Raw genomic sequence first — 21,250 nt, 5'->3', positions numbered from 1 at the left:
TAAAAACAAAATAGAGTTTGACGCCAATCAACATCCGACAGGTCGCCTGCCTGATGCGCTACAGATTGGCTCAATAAATTTAGTTACCTGAATACATCCCTTCCACAATTCTCGAAAGAATCACTTCCAGAATATATCGGCTTCCACTCTTAAAATTTGGGGCCACCAACCATTTTGTCAAAGATCAACCATCTCAGCTGTCAGCTCTTAAGTGTCCATTTTTCATCGACAAACAAGAGCAGGAACTTCAATGGGGACGCGGAGTTTATCGAGGATTTCCGGAACTGTCAACGCAGTGGGAAAAGTTTTTCGAATATTGTTTCAATTCAAGAAAACTCTCTGTGGGAATGCCATTTCGAAACGTTTTCGGTAGTATCTAAACTTCGACTTTGCTGCGTTCATCGACCTTTTGGATTTTAGGAAGTTTCATGTCTCAGTCAGTTATTGGATCTCATAAATTCGATCTTGATACCCCGATTCTCTGCATCGACCTGGATATTATGGAAGCAAATATGCAGAAGATGTCTGAGTATATTCTCAGCCGCGGCAAGACCTGGCGGCCTCACGAAAAATGCCACAAAACTCCCGCCATTGCCCTGGCTCAAATCGAAGCCGGTGCCATCGGTGTCACCTGTGCGAAAGTCTCTGAAGCCGAAGTCATGGCGGCAGCAGGCGTCAAAGACATCCTGATCGCGAATATGATTGTCGGCAAAACGAAATGGGAACGTGTCGTTTCCCTCTGCCGTCACGCACGCCCGATTATTGCCTGCGATCATTTTGCCCAGATCGAACCACTGGCCCAGATGTGCAAGGAAGCCGGAGTGACCTGTCGCATGATGCCCGAAGTGAATATTGGACTGAACCGTGTCGGATCCCGACCGGGACAGGATACTTTGGACCTCGCGATGGCCATCGACAAACTGGAAGGCGTCGAACTCGCTGGCATCATGGGCTACGAAGGACACCTGCTGCAGATTCAGGATCAGGCAGAGAAAGAAGAGAAGATTATCGAAGCCATGCGGACCCTTGTAGGCTGTAAGACGACTATCGAAGCCAAAGGCATTCCCTGTGAAATCGTCAGCGCTGGTGGAACTGGTTCCTATCAGATCACATCCAACTGCGAAGGCATTACAGAGTTGCAGGCGGGGGGAGGCATCTTCGCAGACCCGATGTATGTCAATAAATGTGGGCTCACGGGCCTCGATTACTCCCTGAGTGTGCTCGCTACAGTCGTCAGCCGCCCTGAAAAAGGCCGTATGGTACTCGACTGCGGCCGGAAAACCATGCATCCCGATTTCCAGCTCCCCCTGGTCAAAGCCTGGCCTGATGCTGAAGTTACCGCCCTCAGTGCCGAACACTGTGCCGTTACTCTGGGACCGGAATCACAGGATCTCAAGATTGGCGATAAAATCGAACTGATCCCCGGCTACGCCGACTTCACCACGATCTTGCACGAGAACTTCTATGGCTTCCGTAACGATCGCCTGGAAGTTGTCTGGCCGATCCAAGGACGCGGCAAGATACAGTAAACAAACCCCCTGCCTGGATTGCAGTGAACCTCCATGATGTTGCGCAGATACAGTTGCGCAACATCATGCTTCCACGTAGAGTTCATGCCCCTGAAATCACCCTGAATTTCCATTCAGAACACCAGATTTCTGCATCTCTGCAAAAGCAAGCCGAACGACAGTAAATCTGGTGTGTCCAAAAGTAATATGAGCACATTAATTAAGCCGCATTCATTGCAAAAACCACTAGAAAAACTATGAAACCAATCACAATTGCCAAAGCGAACGCAATCAGATACTGACAAAGCACAACCCCCATCGCTCGCTTGAAAGTCGTAGGTAGCATTGAGGAAAGAATAGCCGAGAAAATCATAAAAGAAATCGGCAGCGTAACCAGATTTAAAAGCAATTTTCCAGCAGGATCGACTCCTTGTGGCCCGACCTGAACCAGACCTGATGTGCCGGCAATCGCTCCAAACATGAAGCCAACGATGCCGTTAGCAATTGTTATCAATAAAAGCATTCCCATCGCATGTAACATAGTCGGCTCTGGCACTCTGTAGTAACTGTCTTCTTCAAAGCCGGCAAACTTGTTGAATAAACTGACTGAAGCACGCAGAATGACCGCTCCAATCAGCAAACTGATCGGGAGTACAACCACAAGCAAACAAAGCAAAACCGCCAGAGGATTGGAAGCCCCTAATACCAGCATTGACGAATCCAACATTTCCCTCTCCTCAAAAGCAGAATCATTTCCAGAAAAGTCGCAGTTGTATATATGTATCTTAAGTACATATAGCACATTACCAAGTCAACAACATAAAATTATTTACATGTATTTCTTAGTGAATGATTTCATACCACATCATTCTGATATAGGTTCAACACCAGCCGAGATTATTTTCACTGCTCCTGGCTTTCATTATTTTCGCTGCCTATAAAGTTGCTGCACTGATTTTAAATTAAGGGTGAATTGCAGCATGGACCGAATCTGAAATCAAAGTGCATACTCAGAATCGTAGAAGACACTGAGCTTCAAGCCACGCGACCTTTTGAAAACGGGTGGTTCAGGGCTCACCAGCCTGGTACACTCAGAGCTTTTGTAAGACGCCCCCTGCGTCACTTAAAATACAGGCCGCGACCATTTTATGAATGTAGTCAACGCCGCGATTGCAGGGGGACCGGTCAAGGGAGGCCGCGTGGTGGGCTCATCTGACTCGAAAGGCGCGTTCCCGAAAGATAATCGGAAAACGCCACAGGATGGGCTCGCTAGACTGTGTCTAGTTTTACTGTAGCGTCTCCAGGGCTGTTTGCCCCGAGAATATTAGATTGAGAGACGCTATACTTAAATGTGATGCGATCTAGAGTCTGTCAGCACCTGGGAATTGATACAGACAAGCATTATCTGGATTATTCAGGACGCCTGATTAACGCACTCCCCTTTGGCGAACCGCTCCACGAGTTGGCATAGCCCTTTTAGGTGAAATTAAAAGAAACAATAGACATCGCCTCTTTACCAATAGAGATTGTGCACAAAGTCCGATCAGCACAATCGAACACCATGACTGAAGAGATACACACAATACCCCCATTTCAAGCACTGAGAAGCAGAAGATACAAACAGACGGATTTCAAGCATGGACCGTGGGTTGCCCAAGAGAGCAGAAATAAATCCTACTCGTCATCCACGCGATTGATCAGCGCGTTGTAATCTTTAAGGCAGCGTTCCACCAGTTCCTTCAGCTCTTTGAACTCGGCCTGGTTCGCATGGGAAGAGGTGACGAGAGGCTGCATCCAGCCCTGCATCAGATCGAATTGTGTTTCGAGAACGTTTAGTAGAGAACGTGGAATTTTATTCACGACCGTGATTCTGTCATCGGGCGTTGAAGTGGGTGACGTGCTCTCCTGGGCAGTCCCAGGCTGTGCTGATCGCGTTTTGACAGACTGCTCGAACAGGGAAGTCACATCCTTTGTTCCGGTTGTTAAAGCAGCCTGAATCGCATGCAGGCTTTCAGCGAGATGCTGGAATCGTTCCGCAAATTCACGAGCGTACTGATCCAGGTTTGATTCCTTCTCTGCAGTCAGCCGTCCAATACCGGCATTCATACTTTCGCGAATATCCTGCAGACCTTCACCGACATTACTCAGTTGCAGAATCGCCTGGGCCATGCGGTCCTCACCGCCGACACTTTTAAGCTGCTGATTTTTCCGGAATGACTTTTTGATCGCATTCCAGCGTTCCAGCTCGGCCTCGGATAAGATGCCCATCAGTTCCTTGAACTTCAGCAGGTTGGCTTCCGCATCTGAAGTTAAGGTCTGAACATCATTTTCATAGTTGGAAACAATCAATGTTTCCAGCTCTTTATCATTCATCACCGAAAACACTTTTTCGGCAATGCGGTTCATATTACGGTACGACCCCTGGAGCTTGAACGCCGGTTCCGTACGGTAATCATCCGACTGGGCAGCCGAGCGGATATATTCTCGGTTGACACTCAAGATCACATCACGCACTCGGATGAGCTTCTTCATAGTGGAAACCATCTCGTTGAGTTCTTCCACCGAGAAGTTTCCTTCCAGATCGCCCCGTTCACCGGCCCCATCCTGGGCCATCTGAATAATCGTGTAGATGTCTTTCTGACTTCGTGAGGAGAGTTGATTGAGCACGGGATTCGATGTAATGCAGTTCTCCAGGTAACTCATTTCGAACGCATCCGCATGTTCGCCAATCACTTCACCCAGGTTATAGATGTCAGCACGGTTGGAGAGCATGTCCGGGATCTGAAACTTTTCTCCACTTTCTGTATAGGGATTGCCCGCCATCACAACGGCAACTTTGCGTCCGCGTAAATCGTAGGTACGGGTCTCTCCTTGATAGACACCTTCAATTTTTCGCTGGGCATCACAGAGTGAAATAAACTTCTGCAGGAATTCTGGATTACAGTGCTGAATGTCATCCAGATAGATCATCACGTTATCGCCCATCTCCAGCGACAGGTTTAGCTTCTTGACCTCTTCCCGCGCGCCGGCATTGGGAGCCGCAGCCGGATCGAGTGAAGTCACCTGATGCCCGAGTGCGGGCCCGTTGATCTTCATGAAGATAATGCCCAAACGATTGGCAATGTATTCCATCAAAGTGGTTTTGCCGTAACCAGGAGGTGAGACCAGCATCAAGAGGCCCATCCGGTCGGTTCGTTTATTCTCGCCTGCTTCCCCCATCTGCTTAGCCAGGTTATCTCCAATGACGGGCAGATAGACTTCATCCAGCAGTCGATTACGGACAAACGAAGTCAGCACTCTGGGGCGGAATTCATCGAGCCGCATGGCACTACGCGACCGGTCGACGATCTCTTTCTTGAGAGATAAATACGATTCAAACCGTGGTACATTCACTGATTGGAACTCAGTCAATCGCTTCATATAGCGATTATAGTGCAAATGATATTCACCATTCTGAATTCGCAGATGTGATCCTGACAGACCTGGAATCTGCTGGGTCACAGTCGCGTCAATCAGCCGGCTCCGATCCAGTTTTTCATTCAACAGCAGCAAGGCCACTTCGTCCAGAAAATCGAAATCTTCTTCCGAATCAAGATAATCCAGATAGGCCTGCACCCAGTCACGCGCCAAAAGAAACCAGTTCACCGAATTGTCATTCGTGGCCGCCAGGCTGTCTTTAAATTGTTTGGCTGCGTTGTTGTGTTTCAAATGTTTTTCGAATTCCTGATACAGATCGGCGGCTCTTTTACTGATGACAAAAGTAGAGCCATGCACCAGTTCCTGAAACAGGTACTCAGCGGCTTCGCTGACCAGTGCCTGATCGAGACAGGAAATCTGCAAAACAAACGGGGAAAGCTGCTGCCTGAGTTCGTTAATGTAATGCTGCTGCTGACCCGTGCGAGGAAAGACCTGCATCACACTGCCAAAACCGGTTAACTTGGTCTCAAACAGCGTTTTGGTTGCAGGATCACAAAAGTAGTTCCAGTACAAACCGGCCAGTGCCCTGGCGCTGGACTGATAACGGAGGAGCCCTAAAGCCGGCTTAATTTTCAAGAGTGATTTCAAGAGCAGTAACGCATCCTGATCGTGGACCCCTTTAATATATCCTTCACTGTAACGTGGTCCCATGAACTTCTGAATGTACTCCAGAAGTTCTTCGTCTGTTTTTTTTGTCAGTGAGACAAGAGACTGATCAGGATCAGATTCTACCGAGTTCAGCAGACAATATGTTAAATATTCAACCCGGTAGACATCTCGATTCTCTGAGACGACTTCCTGCCCCCAGACTTCCCTGGTCGCCAGCAGTCGTTCATCTTCGATCTCTTCAAAGAAATTCGTGCCCGTCAAATGCAACTGCAGGCTGTCATCACGAAAGACTGTCGTTAAATCGAGAGCCTGGCGATTGACCGTAAATTGTCGGTTCCCCAGCTTGATTATATTTTCGCCATCGACAAACAGTTCCTGCTTGTCTTTCAACTGCCGGACGGTATCTTCGCGAACACTTTTCAGGCGGCCCTGAATATCGTCCACTTTGACGGTATCCTGCAGTTCACCCAGTTGGCGTACGATATCTCGAACCTTGTCAATCATCAGGTCCGAGGCAAAATAACCGTTAATCTCATTGATTGTCTTCAGTTGCTCAGCGCGACTGCGAATGCCTGTCAGAATACGGTCGGCTGATTTTGCCAGCGAATTGGCCCGCTTGTTACGACTTTCTACTATGGCCAGTTTACGTGATTCAAAAGCAGCGTAAATTTCTTCCCGTTTTTCAGTCAGCTGTTCAACAAATTCATCGAACTCAGCGAAACGACCTTCCAGTTCCTCTACCTGAATCATCAGTTTGGTAAGGAAGTCATCACATTTTTCAGGAGAGTCACAAACATCAAGATAATTCACCACGCCCTGGTTCAGCAGCTTCATCTGCGCATTGAACTCAGCCACCCCTTCGACCGACATCAGCTCTTTAATGCGACGTTTGAGGGCAGCCCGGGACTGGTTGATTTTAGAAAAATTCGTTGAGATATTATCAATGATCGCAGTGCGCTGGGTGGTATCTTCCACTTTCAGATTACTGACAATCTCAATCAGCATTTCCAGCTCTTTCGAACTGGCTTCGATCTCTTCCTCAACCTTTCGCGCGTCGGCAACTTTCTCGACAGTCTCGATCTGTCCGGTCGCAGCCACAATTCGATCTGCATACGGTTTCAGGGCGTCTTCCCGCATCAAAAAGGAAACGCATCGCGTCGCTAGTTTTTCTTTTTTTTCGCTGACGTTTTTTTCCAGTTGATCGACCAGACTGTGATCAACATACCGCAAATCACGCAGTGAGATCACATCGCCTCGCAGGCTCCGCAAACTGGCCAGACTTTGCACGAAGTCATCAATCTTGTCAAAGCGACGATGGTCAATGTCGGTTAAAGTCTGTCTGGTAAGTTTTTCAACTTCAGACGTTTTCTGTTTCGTATTCTGTCGCAGTTGCAGTACTTTTTCGTACTCGGTGACAGCAGCTTCTGCTGCTCGTTTGATTTCGAGTACGACCTCACCCAGCGCAAATGTATCTTCCTGATTGATCCAGAAATAGGAATCAAGAACATCACCGGTGACTTTTACCAGATCTACATACAGATTTTCATAAGCATCTTTGCGGTTGATCAAGCCCAGCAACTCGTGACATTCCGCCATGCCACGCACGATATCTTTATTCCCGATCTTATTAAGGTAAGAATCCTGTTTATGGGGAACCTGAAAGGAATCGCTGATATAGGGTGTCTTCCAGAGCTGCAGCGTATGATGTTTCTGCGGTTCATCCTGACCCGAAAAACAGATGAGCTCTCCCCCCTCGAACCGGGTAAACCCATGGCAAATCATAGGCGTGTCTAGCTTCTGTTCAATCAGATTATACTGCAACAGAACATAAGCCCCCTGCTCGGGCTGGTAAAACACATAGAGATAGTCTTCGCCATTGGGAGATGAGATCCGCTCCTGGTAAAGCATATCCTGCAGATCGGTTTCGAATGTTTTCGAATCGCCATTCTGTAGATAATAACCATTCGAAAATACGAGTCCATGATCATCGGGAAGCAGGATGCAGGCATCTTGAATGGAATCAAGCCGTTGTGCTTTCTGAAGTTTTTCGTTGTAAATGAAGTAGCGGTACTTTGTTTCTTTATAGGGTTTTATTTTTAATAGAATCAGAGAACCGATGAGGGCATAAAAGATTTCCGCGTCATCCAGAATCTGGTCCGGATCGTCGACCGGTTCAGAATAGATGCCTGCACCGGATTCGGTATTGTTCTCAACCTTGATGGTCAGATCGCCGCCCACGGTTTCGACAAACAATCGATCGTCGATCGAGATATGAGGATGCAGGCCCGCATAATGCAGATCACGGTGGGTCCGCGTCCATTCAAATTCCTGCTGCGCGGGATACTGAACTTCGTGATCACTGCGGTTATCAACATAGACAAGTTGATCGCTCTGGAAGGCCCATTTGAAAGATTTAAAATCCTTCGGGCCATCCCCCACCTTGAACAGCATATATAAAAAAGGCCCTTTCGCGAAAAACTTTGCGAAAGTTGCCTTTTTATAATAGCGGTAGATGTCTTTAAAATCTTTTTCGAATGCGGCGTCTCGAATCAGATCAAGAGGTAGAGCATGATAGGTGCCCTCTTTGAATTCATAGACGGCAAATACATCACTCAGATTAATCTCGGTCTTTAGACCAAAATGGACGTTATAGCCAAACAGGAAACAATTCCCGACAGCCAGCATATCGCGGGGAACACAGTTATGCTCGGTTGTAATCCGATCACTGCCAATTAAACTGGTTTCGATCGAACCAAAAACGTCTTTACGAAGTTCGTTCAGCTTTCCCAGGCGGGCCTGCAGTTCTTTCCCATGACCTTTCAGTCGATTTTGAATAATTTCGTAGGTACTGCTCTCCAGGGAAATGACATCTGCATTCCCCTCTGCAGTCTCTTCTGAATCATTTTTCAAATCGGCCATTGAAATCTATTTCCCGGGAAACTTCTTTACAGATTATTTTTGCAGACGAAAGAACCAACTTCAATCGGCGATCTCTCCAGAAAAGTTATCTCCAGGAGAGACTGCCGGCTGAACAACGCTTCTGATGCAGAATGTGAAGCGATTATTTCCCGACCTTGGCTTTCAGGAAGGATGACACTTTTTTATCTGCAATCCCGAGGTTTTTCACTGTCGCGAGCAGACGGTTCAGAGTTGACCGATCCTCTTCCCCTTCTGCCTGTACCAGCATCTGGGAAATCAAAGCAGCAATTGAAAGGTTCTTGACGTCTTCAAAGGACATACCAAATCGGGAAATAAAGGTCTGGAGTTGATCTTCAAAGTAGTCGGGGTTGCCGTTAAAGAACGTATTCTTAATGTCCGTCAGTGTTTCACTGTTATGGACGAAACGGTCGATCGATTTCCCGCTCTTTATCGAATCCACAATCTTATCGAAGAATGTCGTTTCGCCACCCACGATATCGATGCGGGCTGATTTCAACGCTTCACCCACGATACCAGCCTGAGCCTCGGCAATTTCCTGTTGAGCAGCGATGGCTGCCAGTTCGATTTCCTTGTCTTTGTTGAGACGGATTTTGAATTCTTCGTGATCTCGACCGACACCATCGAAGAGTTTCATTGCCTTGGCTTTGTCTACAATACCAGTCGCTTCCGAGCTGTACTTGAGCTTCATGACGTTGGCTTCTGCCGTTCCGGTCTTTTCGGTGGCTTCCGCTTTGGCAATCATGACATGGGCTTCGGCTTGACCTGTTTTCTCGGTCGCGGTGGCCTTGGCAATCATCACCTGGGCATCTGCCAGACCAATGGCCGCCCCATCGGCTGTCTTGGCTTCCGCCATGACTTTGATGGCATCCGATTTCTTTTCGGTCGCGGTTTTGTCTGCCTCGGCTTCAATCACAATTTTTTCAGCCAGCAGTTCCGATGATTTCTTCTGTGCTTCTGCGGCTTTGACTTCTTTGACCATGTGTTCTTCGGCATGCATTTCCGCTTTGGTCACTGCGACCTTCTTTAGACGGTCTGCTCCGGCGAATTCTTCAGTGTCCTTGATGCGTTCCTGTTCTTCGACAACTGCACGTTCCACGATCACGCGTTCCCGAATCACTTCCTGGATATTGCGTTTTTCCACTTCGATGGCTTTGTCTTTGTCAATCTCAGCCAATCCGACAACGCGGGAACGCTCGGTAACTTCAAGTAGTCGATCTTTTTCGACCCGTTCATTTTCAACTGCTTCCGTACGTTGTTTGCTCTTTTCGGCAACAATGACCTGGCGCAGCTTATTCTCTTCCGCGATGGCCAGCTCTTCATCGGTACGGATGCGGGCCGATTCGGCTTTCAACCGTTCTTCATGTTCCACACGCCGTGCTTCTGCATGCTCACGGGCCGTTAACGAGGCGATCTCACGCGTCTGCTTCTCGACCGCTTCGACACGCTGGCGTTCGAGTTCCAGAATCGTTTCCTGGGCCTCCACGTCCTGTTTCTTGATGGTCTTTTCTTTTTCTCTTGTGATGTTATTAGACAACACATGCTCGCGGGCTGTCAGATCGGTGATCTTCTTGATCCCCTCGGCGTCGAGAATGTTGGTCGGACTCAATTTTTCCAGAGGCGTCTGTTCCAGATAGTCAATGGCACAGTCATCCAGCACATAGCCGTTCAAGTCTGTCCCGATGATCTTCAGAATTTCTTCCTTGAACTTGTCCCGTTCATTATAGAGTTCGACGAAATCGAAATGTTTACCAACGGTTTTCAAGGCTTCAGAGAACTTCGCGTCGAATAACTCAATCAGCGCATCGCGGCTGGATGCTCTTTTACAACCCAGTGACTGGGCAACATTGCGAATATCGCTCGCTGTATTATTGACGCGAACAAAAAAGGCCACTTCGATGTCCGCGCGGATATTATCGCGGCATATTAAACCAACCTCCCCTTTGCGGGCAATTTCAATTCGTTTGACCGAAAGGTCCATCTGATCGGCTCGATGCAGAACCGGGATCACAAAGATCCCTTCTCCATTGGCCACCTTTAAATTACCCACACCCGTTCTTACCAGGGCTTCTTCCGGCCCCACTTTGCGATAAAAGCGGGAGACCGCAACTGCGAACCCGATCACAAATACTCCGATGAAGAGCCCCGCGACAACCACGGATTCACTGAGAAAGTCGACCCCCAACACAAACGCTGCGGGAAATTGAAACGCCGAAATGGACATGATCTTATGACTCCTGGCTAATTTTTACGACGTAAAAAACCTGTTTTTCCGAGTTATAGTCTGCGAGGCGAACCAGATCTCCCTTCTGGATCGTTTCGTCTTCCGCACGAATATGCAGCTTCAATGGTGCTCCCTCTGTTTTCAGTTCGCCCTGGCCGAAGCGGTCCGTCACCGTAGTGCTGGTCACAACACACGATTTTCCCAGTAAGGTCTCAATTTGATTGGGAGGAGTGAACTGAAAGTATCCTTTAAAGGGCTGAGTAATCAGCTTGGTCACCACCAGACTGATTCCAATATTTCTGATCGCTAATGGCAGATAATCCAGCGCGGAATTGATTTTGACACCGGCATCAAAATTGATGGAAAGCATCCACATAGTAAGTGAAAAAATGCTTAACCACAGCATTACCGGTACTTCACCGATATTCAAAAACCGCAGTCCGATAAACCCGAAATCGAGAAAAGAGGGACCATCTGTGCCTATTTCAAAATCCAGGTCAAAATCTAAAAGATCTAATTCCATAAATCCCAGAATGACACTGATCCAGTACAGCAGGCAAATCCCCAACAGGATGGTTACCGGCAGTGTGGGCCATTCCAGACTCGCTTTGATAATTTCAGGCACCGAATACTCCCGGATTCCGGGGTGATGGAAAAAACTGAGAGGTTACGAGTTACTCAAGCTGCGGTTAAACAATTCAACGTGTATGGTTCACCAAGTATGAACCTTAAAAAGAAACTTGCAGCTGGAAGAACGTAAATTTGGTACACAGGATCAAGAAAACCTGTGAAACCGGCAGATTTTTTCCCGATATCGTAATCGTTAGCAAAAAGGGAGTTGTGCAGAGAGCATCCAATGTGAGGCAATTGAATGAGCAAAACGGGATATTTATCCCAGTACGGTAATATTTTCTCAAGATTTGAATTAAGGCTGGCTGGTAATTCTGGAAGTGAAGACGTGAAAAAAGCCACCTGTTGTAACGATTATGTTCAACAGATGGCTTGATTTAAAGAGATGGCTTACGACCGCTGTTAAGACTGTGCCTGCTCCTGCTGCAGTTCAATTGGCGGGGCAGCCATCACATGATAGCCGGAATCCACGTGATGATTCTCGCCGGAGACTCCACTGGACAGATCGCTGAGCAGGTACATACCAGCCTTGCCAACATCGTCCGGCGTGATGTTTTTGCGGAGTGGTGACATTGTCTGATACAGTTTCATCATCAGGTCGAATTCGCCGACAGCCGAGGAACTGAGTGTCTTCAACGGACCGGCACTCAGGCTGTTGACGCGGATGCCCTGTGGCCCCAGTTCGTTTGCCAGGTACATCACCGAGTTCTCCAGAGCCGACTTGCAGATTCCCATGACATTGTAACCGGGAATCACTTTTTCTCCGCCGAGATAACTCAGAGTCAGAATACTGCCACCTGGCTTCAAAATGTCTTTGGCGCGATTGGCGACTGCCAATAGGCTGTAGACACTGATTTCCATAGAAAGCTTGAAGCCATCGCGGCTTACATTGTAAACAGGACCTTTCAGGTCATCCATCGGGGCATAGGCGATCGAGTGCAACACGAAATCGATTTCACCATACTCTTCTTTGACGGTTGCAAAAACCTTATCCAGGTCTTCGTCCTTGGTCACATCACAGGGAATCATGATCTTGGCGCCCTTTGGCTCGACCAGCTTTCGCAACCGTCGTTCCATGCGCGGACGCTCGGGATCCTTATCAGGAAGGTGTGTGAAAGCAATTTCGGCGCCTTCGTCATAAAGCTTTTCTGTGATGGCCCATGCAATTGAATGGTCATTCGCGATGCCCAAAACCAGACCTTTTTTGCCTTCAAAAAGACCCATGTGTATTACTCCGTAAATATGATGAAATCCAGGAAGATTGAAGTTACCGGAACCTTCAATCCAAGGTGCATTCCACTAAACCATCGCACCCATCGTTCTGTTATACTCGCTCCAGATGCGTATAAACTATTCGAATTGAGCGAAATAGAAAAGCCAAAGGCGGCTTGTTGTTCGTGAAAACAGCAAACCGCCTTAAATCTCGTACAGGGATGGTAATATATTGAGAGTTTACTCAAGCGCCCCCACCATGGTGGAAGACTCCTGGTCTGATTGTACGCCCTCTTCACCTTCATTCTCTTCATCTTCCTTATTCGGGAAGATGGCGTCGACAAATCCTCGCAGGTGCGCACTGCGGGTCTGGTGCTGTAATTTTCGCAGCGCCTTGGATTCGATCTGACGAATTCGCTCGCGGGTCACCTTGAAGATACGACCGGTTTCTTCCAGTGTATAGCTGTAACCGTCACCCAGGCCATATCGCAGTCGGATAATTTCACGTTCACGGTACGTCAGGCTTTTGAGAACATGCTCAATCTTATCCTTGAGCATTTCCCGCATCGCAGCGTCTGCGGGAGAGGATTCATGTCCGTCTTCCAGGAAATCACCGAAGCTGCTGTCTTCGCTTTCCCCGACTGGCGTATCCAGACTGATGGGATGTTTCCAGGTCTTCATGATCCGTTCGGTCTCTTCCACACCAAGACCAACGGAATCTGCCAGTTCTTCCATGGTCGGTTCACGACCGGTTTCCTGGCGAATCTGTTCGCTACGTGCTTTCAGAGTGGAAATGCTCTGGAACATGTGCACGGGAATACGGATGGTGCGGGCATGGTCGGCGACGGCGCGGGTAATAGCCTGACGAATCCACCAGGTAGCATAAGTCGAAAACTTATAACCACGGCGATATTCATATTTTTCCACGCCACGCATCAGGCCGGCATTTCCTTCCTGGATCAGGTCCAGAAAGCTTAAACCGCGATTTCTGTATTTTTTTGCAATGGAGACGACCAGACGCAGGTTTCCGCCAGAAAGCTGCTGCTTGGCTTCGGTCCAGTCATCAAAACGACGTTTGATTTCTCGTGAACGCGTCTGAAAGTCTTCGGAAGTTTCAACCACCATAATGGTCAACTCAGACAACTCGCGTTCCAGCAGTCGATGATCGGTGGCCTTGTGACGCAGTTGCTTATAATCTTCAAGCTGTTCCTGCACTTCCCGCATCCGACCGGCAATCTGATGAATTCGCTTCAGCACCGGCTGCAAACGTTGTGTACGCAGACAAAGTTCTTCACAGAGGGTTGCCATTTTCTGACGACGAATCACCATCCGTTTTTGAACTTCACGCTGCTCAACTTTTCCGAGCTCACCTGACTGAACGAGCTCAAAGTCTTCATTGTTTTTCTGGAGAAGGGCCTTCAAGGTCGCGATGTTATAAGGCATCCGCCCCATGATCTGATCTTTAGTCGCATCTTCCGTATCAGAGGTTCGTAAAGTTCGCTCGAAAGGAAGCTCTCCTGCAAACACTTTCTCCAGAGTGTCGATGGCAATCTTAAGTGCGAAATCAGACTCCAGAACAGTGCGACGAAATCGTTTACGAGTAATTTCAATCTTCTTGGCCAGGAAGATTTCACGCGAGCGACTCAAGAGCGGGATATTACCCATCTGGCTCAAATACATGCGAATGGGATCACGTGATGAGAGCGAGGTTTCCGGTTCAACAATGGAAGAAGCAGCATCATCTGAATCTTCATCGGCCCCCTGTGCCACGTCGGAGTGGGTGTTCGTTGATTTATCGACGGCAGTTACTTCTTCATCATCAATATCCGCATTGGGATCATCAATGAGATCAAGGCTCCGTTCTTCCAGTCCCACGACAATATATTCAATCAGCGCGGGATCGCCTCCTTCGTCTGGGAGGAACGTATGAACCTGTTGAAATGTTAAAAAACCTTGTTTTTCCGCTTCCTGAAATAGTGAGTTCAGATTTGCATCGAAACGGTGCACGGGTCACTCCCTTAATTTGTATTATCAAAAATTTTACGGCCACACGTCCGTGTGTAACCACGGCGTTTCTGTTTATGAGAATAAAAGGACAGTGTGATCAGCAGGCGTCAGAATTGATCTTTTCACTATACTTTTCCAATTTTTTCTACAATGTCGACTCAATATTTATAACTGTCACTCTACTCATCACACGCCAATTCCTATAGCGATAGAGCTATGAAATAATCGCAAAAGACTCCAAAATACGTTGCCGTTATTTGCACGTGCTACAGAACCGTACCCCCTGCCGAGGGCCAGCCTCAAACTAGACCCGAAGCACAAGTTGATCACTAGAGGTAAGTTGGGCACTGCGTAGAGCATCTGAAAAACTAAGTTGCTCAAATACGCTTTGATGCGCTTCGTCGGAGCATCCGATTCGCCAACAAAATTAATCAAGAGGGTTCTCTCCCAAGACATCCTTACTTCTCCCGAGAACCTGAAAAAAGCTAATAAGCCTCCAGCTCATATAGCCCCATCCTACCACAACTTTTCGTAACGTCTACGGAAATCCACAACGCCGATTTAAAAAATTTTAAAAAACCTCTGCAACGTTATCAGATAACAACTTACGTATGGTAAAAAGCCTCCCCCACTACCTGAAAACCATCCGAAATCAAAAAAAGGCTCAAGTTCAGCCAAACTGAAATTCGCCGCAGTATTCAATAATAAATGCTGTATATTACCGGAAACAGCATGTAACCTGATTCTCTACATACATTTTCACACTCCTGGTTGAATAGTCAATCCCCTGATTTCAAACAGGTGATGAACAGATAGTGAAGTTATTCCGAAAAGTGAGGTCGAACTAAGACGATTCCTGAAGACACCGCTGGAAACAAATTCGCTTGATTGAACTTATGATAGGGCTTGATATACTGGGAGCACACGAGTTTTCCATAGTTTGTTTAATTAAAGTCGGGCGGCGATTACTGTCTCACCAGAGCCCCTGGTGCGTGATCCTGAACCTTACTGGAATTTATTGGCTGTAGTTGAGAAAGTGGAACCAGTTCAAATGAGCGCAGAAGACGTAGAGAAAACATCGAGCGAAGCTGTCAAAGGGCTAAAAGGGATCATTGCAGCTGACAGTTCTATCTGTCTGGTAAATGGAACCATTGGAAAACTACTGTATCGTGGATATAACATCGACGATCTGGCAGAGAATGCGACGTTTGAGGAAGTATCTTTTCTGTTATTAAACGGTGAGCTGCCTACCGCCACTCAACTCGCTGCCTACCAGGCTGAACTGAAACAGTACCGCAGTATTCCCCCGGAACTGATTGATGCCCTGAAAAAACTCCCTGCCTCAGCCCCTCCAATGGCACTGCTGAGGTCGATCACATCTCTGGCAGGTGTTTATGACCCCAACGCGGAAATAGAAACGTTTGAGAATCGGTTACAGATCTCGATCAAACTGATTTCTCAGATTCCGACCATCGTGGCCGCCATTCACCGCGTTCGCCAGGGACTCGAACCGGTTGAACCGGATCCCGAACTGTGCCATGCCGGCAACTTCATGTATATGATCAATGGCGAGAAACCAAGTGAAGATGCAACCCGCGCCATGGATCTCATCCTCACACTCCATGCAGAACATGGATTAAATGCCAGTACGTTTACCGGTCGTGTCATTATCGCGACTCTGCCTGATATTTATTCCGCCATCACAGGTGCCATCGGTGCACTAAAAGGAAAACTGCATGGGGGTGCGAACACAGAAGTTCTAAAAACTCTCTTCGAAATCGGTTCCGTCGAAAATGTTGCCCCTTATGTGAAAAAAGTCCGCGAAGCCAAAGGCAAATTTATGGGCTTTGGACATGCGGTTTACCAGGTAGAAGATCCGCGTGCAAAGCATTTGAAAGAACTTTCACGACGACTGGGAGAAGAGACCGGCGAACCCAAGTGGTATGAGATGTCCATTGAGATGGAAAAACTCGTCTACGAAGAAATCAAGCGTAACTGCAACGTCGACTTTTACTCAGCCAGTCTTCAGCATTATATGGGAATCCCGGGTGACCTGTTTACCTGCATCTTTGCTGCCAGTCGCATCGCTGGCTGGTGTGCTCATATCCTGGAACAACTGGACGGGAATAAAATCATCCGCCCCAAAGCAAACTATATCGGTTATGAAGAACGCCCCGTCATTACGCTAACCGAACGTTAACAGTATTTGATTTTAATTGATCCAGCTCACAAACCCCGGTTTTCAACCGGGGTTTTTTCCGCTGAGAGAAACAACTTCTCTCTGGCTTAGATACACACTCAAAACACTGAATCAGACAGGAAGCCGCCAACCATGCGAAACGTGCTTCGTTTTGTAGATTTCCAGACCGGGTTACTCTGTTTTATTTCTCTGCTTTGCCTGGCGCAATCGGCAGAATGCGGTGTGATCTATGTAGATAATCGGGCAGGAAACAATGCTTTAAACGGAATCTCTCCCAAAATTGTTTCAGGCAAAAACGGCCCGGTAAAAACGATCAAAAGAGCCTTGGAATATGCCCGCCCCGGTGACAAAATCATCCTGATCAATAACGAGATTCCGTATCATGAATCGTTCACCCTCTCAGGCAAACGCTTCAGTCGACTCGGACAGGAAATGTTTACCATTCTCGGGAATGGAGCGACCATCAGCGGAGCCATTCCTATTCCACAGAATGGCTGGAGACCATTAAAAGACGGCTTGTGGAGGGTCACTCCATTCAGAAAGGGATACTTCAATCTTTACCTGGATGGAAAAACACTGCCGGAGTATCGCCCCGAAGCAGAGGGGGAAGTTAAATTGACTGAAATTCCGCCGGGAAGCTGGGCTGTTCATAGAGGCGCAATTTATTACCGCGAATTGAAAAATCAACTCCCCCCCAGGGAGGCATTTTCACTCGCTGGCATGTCTGTTGGACTGTCCTTGATTGATGTAGAGGGAGTTCAAATATCGGATGTGACGTTTGAAAATTTTCGCGTGGATGGCATTAATGTTCATGACCGCTGTAAGAATATTATTCTGGAGAACGTCACCAGCACCGGGAACGGGCGCTGTGGCCTGGCAGTCAACGGAACTTCTCAGGTGGAAGTGATCGATTCAAGTCTCACCCATAACCGGCTGGAAGACCTGTTGATCACAGAACAGGGTGTGGCAAATCTAAAGCAGACCAAACTGGGTAAGAAAGCGACTTTGTCTCCCTGAGCATGTTATTAACCGCTTTCTGAGACAGCCTCAACTTCATACTACCCCCCCCTCCAGTTCATCCAGCTCTTTCTCGGCTTCCTGCTCTGCTTCACTGAATTTTAAACCTTCCCGGTTCGAATAGTACAAACCAATAATTGTAACGGGAAAATACTGGGAGAGCTGATAGTAAATTGAAGCAGAAAAAGCATCCGCATTCGCAACGCCGAACGCCTTTAAGCTCACGGAAAAGCAAAGCTGAACCACTCCAAAAAAACCAGGTGTTGAGGGGACAATGACCCCGAACGCAGTGACACCCAGCACGACAAAGGCTGCCAGGGGTGAGACCTGAATATTAAAACTCCAGAGTGCAATATAGATACTCAGACCATTGAAAAGCCATTGCGCGAAAGAGGTCCAGATGATCCCGAAGCAAAGTCGCTTACTTTTCAACGATGTCATCCCCAGCGCCCCGGCCCGCATCATTTCCAGCACCAGATGGGTCAGTTTTTCTGGTAGAAAAGGGAGATAGCTGAAAATACTGCGGAACAGACGAATCACTGCCTCAGTCCAGATAATATATGCCGCCACCGCAGTGATCATAACCACAATCCCGGAAGCGACAACGAGGCTGACCGTATGGTATCTTTCCGGGAGATTGGGGGCAAAATAGATCCCGATTCCCAGATAACACAGAATTGCAATCACATCAAATAACCGTTCCAGAACCAGGGTGGACAGGACCGTTGTTTTCGGGATCTGAAACTGGCGGCTCAAAACATAAACACGCAAAAATTCCCCCAGATGGGCAGGCAGGATGTTATTTCCCATAAAGCCGATCATCATTGCCGGCGTGACCTGGGATACGGTCAGTTTTCTGATTGGTTCCAGCAGCATTTGCCAACGCACTGCTTTCAGCCAGTAAAACATAAACAGTGCCCCCAGCATCAAAGGCAGCGTCCAGTAATTGGCGCGTTTGAAACTCGTCGCGATCTGCGCAAAGTCAATCCCCCAGACTGCAGCCACCAGACAGGCAATTGTGACAATGACACCAAGTAGTAATTTGATTAACTTTGACTTATTGATGAGAAAAACTCCTGAAGTATCCTGTGTGATTCGAGACTCCCACCAGTGTTGGAGTGGAACGATTATTAACGAATCATCCGCAAAAATCATACAGCATTCTTTTAAGAGCTGCTATCTGAATATCATCACCATACTTCTAACTCTTCCTATTTTCACATCCACAGTCGATTTGCAGCAGGAATTTTTTACAATATTGGTACCTTTCAGTTAAAACCTCTTGCCAACTTTATCAGAGAATTTTATCCTGCTTCCCTCTTCGTATGTTTCACAGAACCTTTCCTGTTCCACCAGAGATACGAAGCCTACCCCCGGAAACATTCCCGTTCGGATTGACTGGAATATTTAATCAAGGGACTGAACGCAAGGAGCTCATGGATGAGCATTTTAAAAGTCTATTACCCGGATGAACCCCAGACTGAGCCTGTTGTCTCTCTGGAAGAAACTACCCCCACGATTCTGCCGTTTCAGCGAGCTAAAGTGAAGAAATCACACAGCCGCAAGCAGGAAGACTGGGTTCTGAAACGCGCACGGACTATTTTCCTGAATCAGCAATGCAACGATTGTGGCAGCTCGGCTGTCGAAAAGCTGGAACTGCGGGATGGTCTATTGAACCACAAAGATCGTCTGATTCCTGGTACAGCGACTGTCGTTGGTTTTCGCTGCCATTCCTGTGATTCAGAATGGCCCGCCTGATCAGGCAGCAGAGAGCCGATTTTACATCACGGAAAAATAGTTTTCGACAGCAAAGTCAAAGGCACCCGGCGTCAGTTTTCGCGGGACTTCCTTGTAGACACAGAAGTTCTTGACCTGCAAGAGCAGGTCGCGGGGCTGGCAGGCGCGAAAGGGCCGATTGACGGCTTTGTAATGAGTATCGACCAGATACTGAAATGCCTGTTCGTCGAACTGAAAGCCCATCATCGGCGCCATCAATTCAAAGAGAGCCCGAAATTCTTCTTCGGAAGGATCGAGGGCTTCAATTTTATAGGGAATCCGTCGCAGGAACGCTGCGTCCACTAGATCTTTTGGTTCCAGGTTTGTCGAAAAGATGATCAGTTGGTCAAAGGGAACCTGAATTTTCTTACCGCTGGGCAGATTCAAAAAGTCATACCGTTTTTCCAGAGGTACGATCCAGCGGTTGAGCAGTTCGTCGACAGGCATGCGCTGGCGTCCAAAGTCGTCAATCACAAATGTCCCGCAGTTACTTTTCAGCTGTAGTGGAGCTTCACAGATTTTCGTTTGCGGATTTTGAGTGATTTCCAGTTCCTTCATGGTCAACTCACCACCGGCAATAACAGTAGGACGTACAATTTGCACCCAGCGCGGGTCGATCCCTGACAAATCAAATAACCCCTCTGAATGATCCTCCTGAATCACTTCTTCATGCAGCCCGGGATCAAATATTCGAATAATATCTCCGTCGATTCCCAGGCAACGGGGGATCCAGATTGTCGAGCCAAACGCTTTCGTGATTCGTTCCGCAATACTGGTTTTACCATTGCCGGCTTCGCCGAACAAAAACATACCGCGGCCCGAATTCACGGCCGGGCCCAGGCGGTCCAGCATCTTCGGGTTGATAATCAGATCAGAAAAAGCCGCTTTTAAATCAGCTTCGGTGGCTTCCTGCCTGGCAATGCTCTGTAATTCCATTGCCTTCAGATAATCCTTGAAGCTCACCGGAGCAGAACCAAAATAGGTACACTCCTGCGTATAACGACGCGCTCGTTCGCGTCCCAGCTCCGTGATCGTAAACTCGTAGTCCCCCATCTCGGCGGTACCACCAAAGGCGACCAGTTGATCCTGCTTACCTCGTTTCAGAATCGTATCGACGATACCAAACGGAAGCTTAATCTGACTGCAGATCTGCCGTCCGGTCTGTGTTCCTTTGGCGAGCAAATACTTCAGAATCAGCCGTTCAATTTCATCCTGGGTTAAACCGGTCTCTTCCAGGGTCTCCGGACAATGCGGAATAAATTGTCCTTCTGTCTCTTCGCTGTCTCCTTTCAGCAGGGACTGAACCCGGTTGAATAACTGGCTGAGATGCTGATCTTTCCCAAGGACCCGCATGGGTTCACTCAGGCCCTTCGTCAGGGGTAAGTCAGCAGAAACCTTACTGCTTTTTGATTCGGTCCCTGACTCCGCCTCGCTGGAATCCTCTTTGGAAGTGAGATTCAACATACTGAGTGAAGCAAGCAGTTCTTCCGTATTGACCGTATTGGAAGCAGTGCGGCTCGATCTTCCTGAGCCATGGTTTTCAGCTTTGGAATTCACTGCTACAGATTCGGAATCATTCGCTGACATATTCGGTTCGCAATCAATTATCTGCACTGAATATATTAAAAGAAGATCATCTGAGATCAGGATTTC

At 47.8% G+C, this 21,250-nt stretch carries 13 protein-coding genes; 5 read left to right on the top strand and 8 right to left on the bottom strand.

All coding sequences use genetic code 11. The features are described from left to right. The first annotated feature begins 428 nt into the window (after nt 1-428). Nucleotides 429-1,529 (top strand): DSD1 family PLP-dependent enzyme, encoded by a 1,101-nt coding sequence (locus tag ACN0YH_RS19725; protein WP_417381301.1) that lies wholly within the window; start codon nt 429-431, stop codon nt 1,527-1,529. 199 nt (nt 1,530-1,728) lie between these two features. Here ACN0YH_RS19725 and ACN0YH_RS19720 read toward each other — a convergent pair whose 3' ends face one another. Further along, nucleotides 1,729-2,235 carry a hypothetical protein gene (locus ACN0YH_RS19720; protein ID WP_417381300.1) on the bottom strand — a complete coding sequence of 169 codons (507 nt, stop codon included), beginning with the start codon at nt 2,233-2,235 and terminating at the stop codon, nt 1,729-1,731. Nucleotides 2,236-2,656: 421 nt separating this feature from the next. On the opposite strand from ACN0YH_RS19720, the gene ACN0YH_RS19715 reads away from it, so the two are divergent. Next, nucleotides 2,657-2,803 (top strand): hypothetical protein, encoded by a 147-nt coding sequence (locus ACN0YH_RS19715; protein WP_417381299.1) that lies wholly within the window; start codon nt 2,657-2,659, stop codon nt 2,801-2,803. 379 nt (nt 2,804-3,182) lie between these two features. Here ACN0YH_RS19715 and ACN0YH_RS19710 read toward each other — a convergent pair whose 3' ends face one another. The 5 genes from ACN0YH_RS19710 to ACN0YH_RS19690 form a co-directional block, all read right to left on the bottom strand. Then, nucleotides 3,183-8,513, bottom strand: a complete 5,331-nt coding sequence (locus ACN0YH_RS19710) for a DNA repair ATPase (protein ID WP_417381298.1) — start codon at nt 8,511-8,513, stop codon at nt 3,183-3,185. A 142-nt stretch (nt 8,514-8,655) separates the two neighbouring features. Then, complete coding sequence (locus ACN0YH_RS19705; protein ID WP_417381297.1) at nt 8,656-10,755, bottom strand: flotillin family protein; 2,100 nt, start codon at nt 10,753-10,755, stop codon at nt 8,656-8,658. Between the two features lie 4 nt (nt 10,756-10,759). Next, nucleotides 10,760-11,380, bottom strand: a complete 621-nt coding sequence (locus ACN0YH_RS19700) for a hypothetical protein (protein ID WP_417381296.1) — start codon at nt 11,378-11,380, stop codon at nt 10,760-10,762. A 407-nt stretch (nt 11,381-11,787) separates the two neighbouring features. Next, on the bottom strand, nt 11,788-12,609 hold the full coding sequence (locus tag ACN0YH_RS19695) for an enoyl-ACP reductase FabI (RefSeq protein WP_417381295.1): 822 nt from the start codon (nt 12,607-12,609) through the stop codon (nt 11,788-11,790). Between the two features lie 228 nt (nt 12,610-12,837). Beyond that, nucleotides 12,838-14,604, bottom strand: a complete 1,767-nt coding sequence (locus ACN0YH_RS19690; protein ID WP_417381294.1) for a sigma-70 family RNA polymerase sigma factor — start codon at nt 14,602-14,604, stop codon at nt 12,838-12,840. Between the two features lie 1,051 nt (nt 14,605-15,655). Here ACN0YH_RS19690 and ACN0YH_RS19685 point away from each other — a divergent pair. Together ACN0YH_RS19685 and ACN0YH_RS19680 are read left to right on the top strand one after the other, a co-directional pair. Beyond that, the gene (locus ACN0YH_RS19685; RefSeq protein ID WP_417381293.1) at nt 15,656-16,804 is read left to right on the top strand and encodes a citrate synthase; all 1,149 of its coding nucleotides are present in this window, start codon (nt 15,656-15,658) and stop codon (nt 16,802-16,804) included. A 132-nt stretch (nt 16,805-16,936) separates the two neighbouring features. Then, on the top strand, nt 16,937-17,821 hold the full coding sequence (locus tag ACN0YH_RS19680; protein WP_417381292.1) for a right-handed parallel beta-helix repeat-containing protein: 885 nt from the start codon (nt 16,937-16,939) through the stop codon (nt 17,819-17,821). 36 nt (nt 17,822-17,857) lie between these two features. Here the strand turns inward: ACN0YH_RS19680 and ACN0YH_RS19675 are convergent, their stop codons facing one another. Further along, nucleotides 17,858-18,976: a lysylphosphatidylglycerol synthase transmembrane domain-containing protein gene (locus tag ACN0YH_RS19675; RefSeq protein ID WP_417381291.1), complete on the bottom strand. Its 1,119-nt coding sequence runs from the start codon at nt 18,974-18,976 to the stop codon at nt 17,858-17,860. 285 nt (nt 18,977-19,261) lie between these two features. Here ACN0YH_RS19675 and ACN0YH_RS19670 point away from each other — a divergent pair, with 285 nt between their 5' ends. Beyond that, nucleotides 19,262-19,579, top strand: coding sequence for a hypothetical protein (locus ACN0YH_RS19670; RefSeq protein WP_417381290.1), 318 nt, complete (start codon nt 19,262-19,264; stop codon nt 19,577-19,579). Between the two features lie 21 nt (nt 19,580-19,600). Here ACN0YH_RS19670 and ACN0YH_RS19665 read toward each other — a convergent pair whose 3' ends face one another. Further along, nucleotides 19,601-21,154, bottom strand: a complete 1,554-nt coding sequence (locus tag ACN0YH_RS19665; RefSeq protein WP_417381289.1) for an AAA family ATPase — start codon at nt 21,152-21,154, stop codon at nt 19,601-19,603. Nucleotides 21,155-21,250 lie beyond the last annotated feature (96 nt).

This window comes from Gimesia sp., from assembly GCF_048262075.1.
In the GTDB taxonomy this organism is placed as follows: Bacteria; Planctomycetota; Planctomycetia; order Planctomycetales; family Planctomycetaceae; genus Gimesia.
This window is presented reverse-complemented; position numbering and strand designations above follow the sequence as displayed.

Coding starts and splice junctions, on each gene's coding strand:
- ACN0YH_RS19685 (WP_417381293.1), top strand. CDS start 15,656: ATGAGCGCAGAAGACGTAGAGAAAACATCGAGCGAAGCTGTCAAAGGG.
- ACN0YH_RS19705 (WP_417381297.1), bottom strand. CDS start 10,755: ATGTCCATTTCGGCGTTTCAATTTCCCGCAGCGTTTGTGTTGGGGGTC.
- ACN0YH_RS19695 (WP_417381295.1), bottom strand. CDS start 12,609: ATGGGTCTTTTTGAAGGCAAAAAAGGTCTGGTTTTGGGCATCGCGAAT.
- ACN0YH_RS19715 (WP_417381299.1), top strand. CDS start 2,657: ATGAATGTAGTCAACGCCGCGATTGCAGGGGGACCGGTCAAGGGAGGC.
- ACN0YH_RS19670 (WP_417381290.1), top strand. CDS start 19,262: ATGAGCATTTTAAAAGTCTATTACCCGGATGAACCCCAGACTGAGCCT.
- ACN0YH_RS19710 (WP_417381298.1), bottom strand. CDS start 8,513: ATGGCCGATTTGAAAAATGATTCAGAAGAGACTGCAGAGGGGAATGCA.
- ACN0YH_RS19725 (WP_417381301.1), top strand. CDS start 429: ATGTCTCAGTCAGTTATTGGATCTCATAAATTCGATCTTGATACCCCG.
- ACN0YH_RS19675 (WP_417381291.1), bottom strand. CDS start 18,976: ATGATTTTTGCGGATGATTCGTTAATAATCGTTCCACTCCAACACTGG.
- ACN0YH_RS19680 (WP_417381292.1), top strand. CDS start 16,937: ATGCGAAACGTGCTTCGTTTTGTAGATTTCCAGACCGGGTTACTCTGT.
- ACN0YH_RS19720 (WP_417381300.1), bottom strand. CDS start 2,235: ATGTTGGATTCGTCAATGCTGGTATTAGGGGCTTCCAATCCTCTGGCG.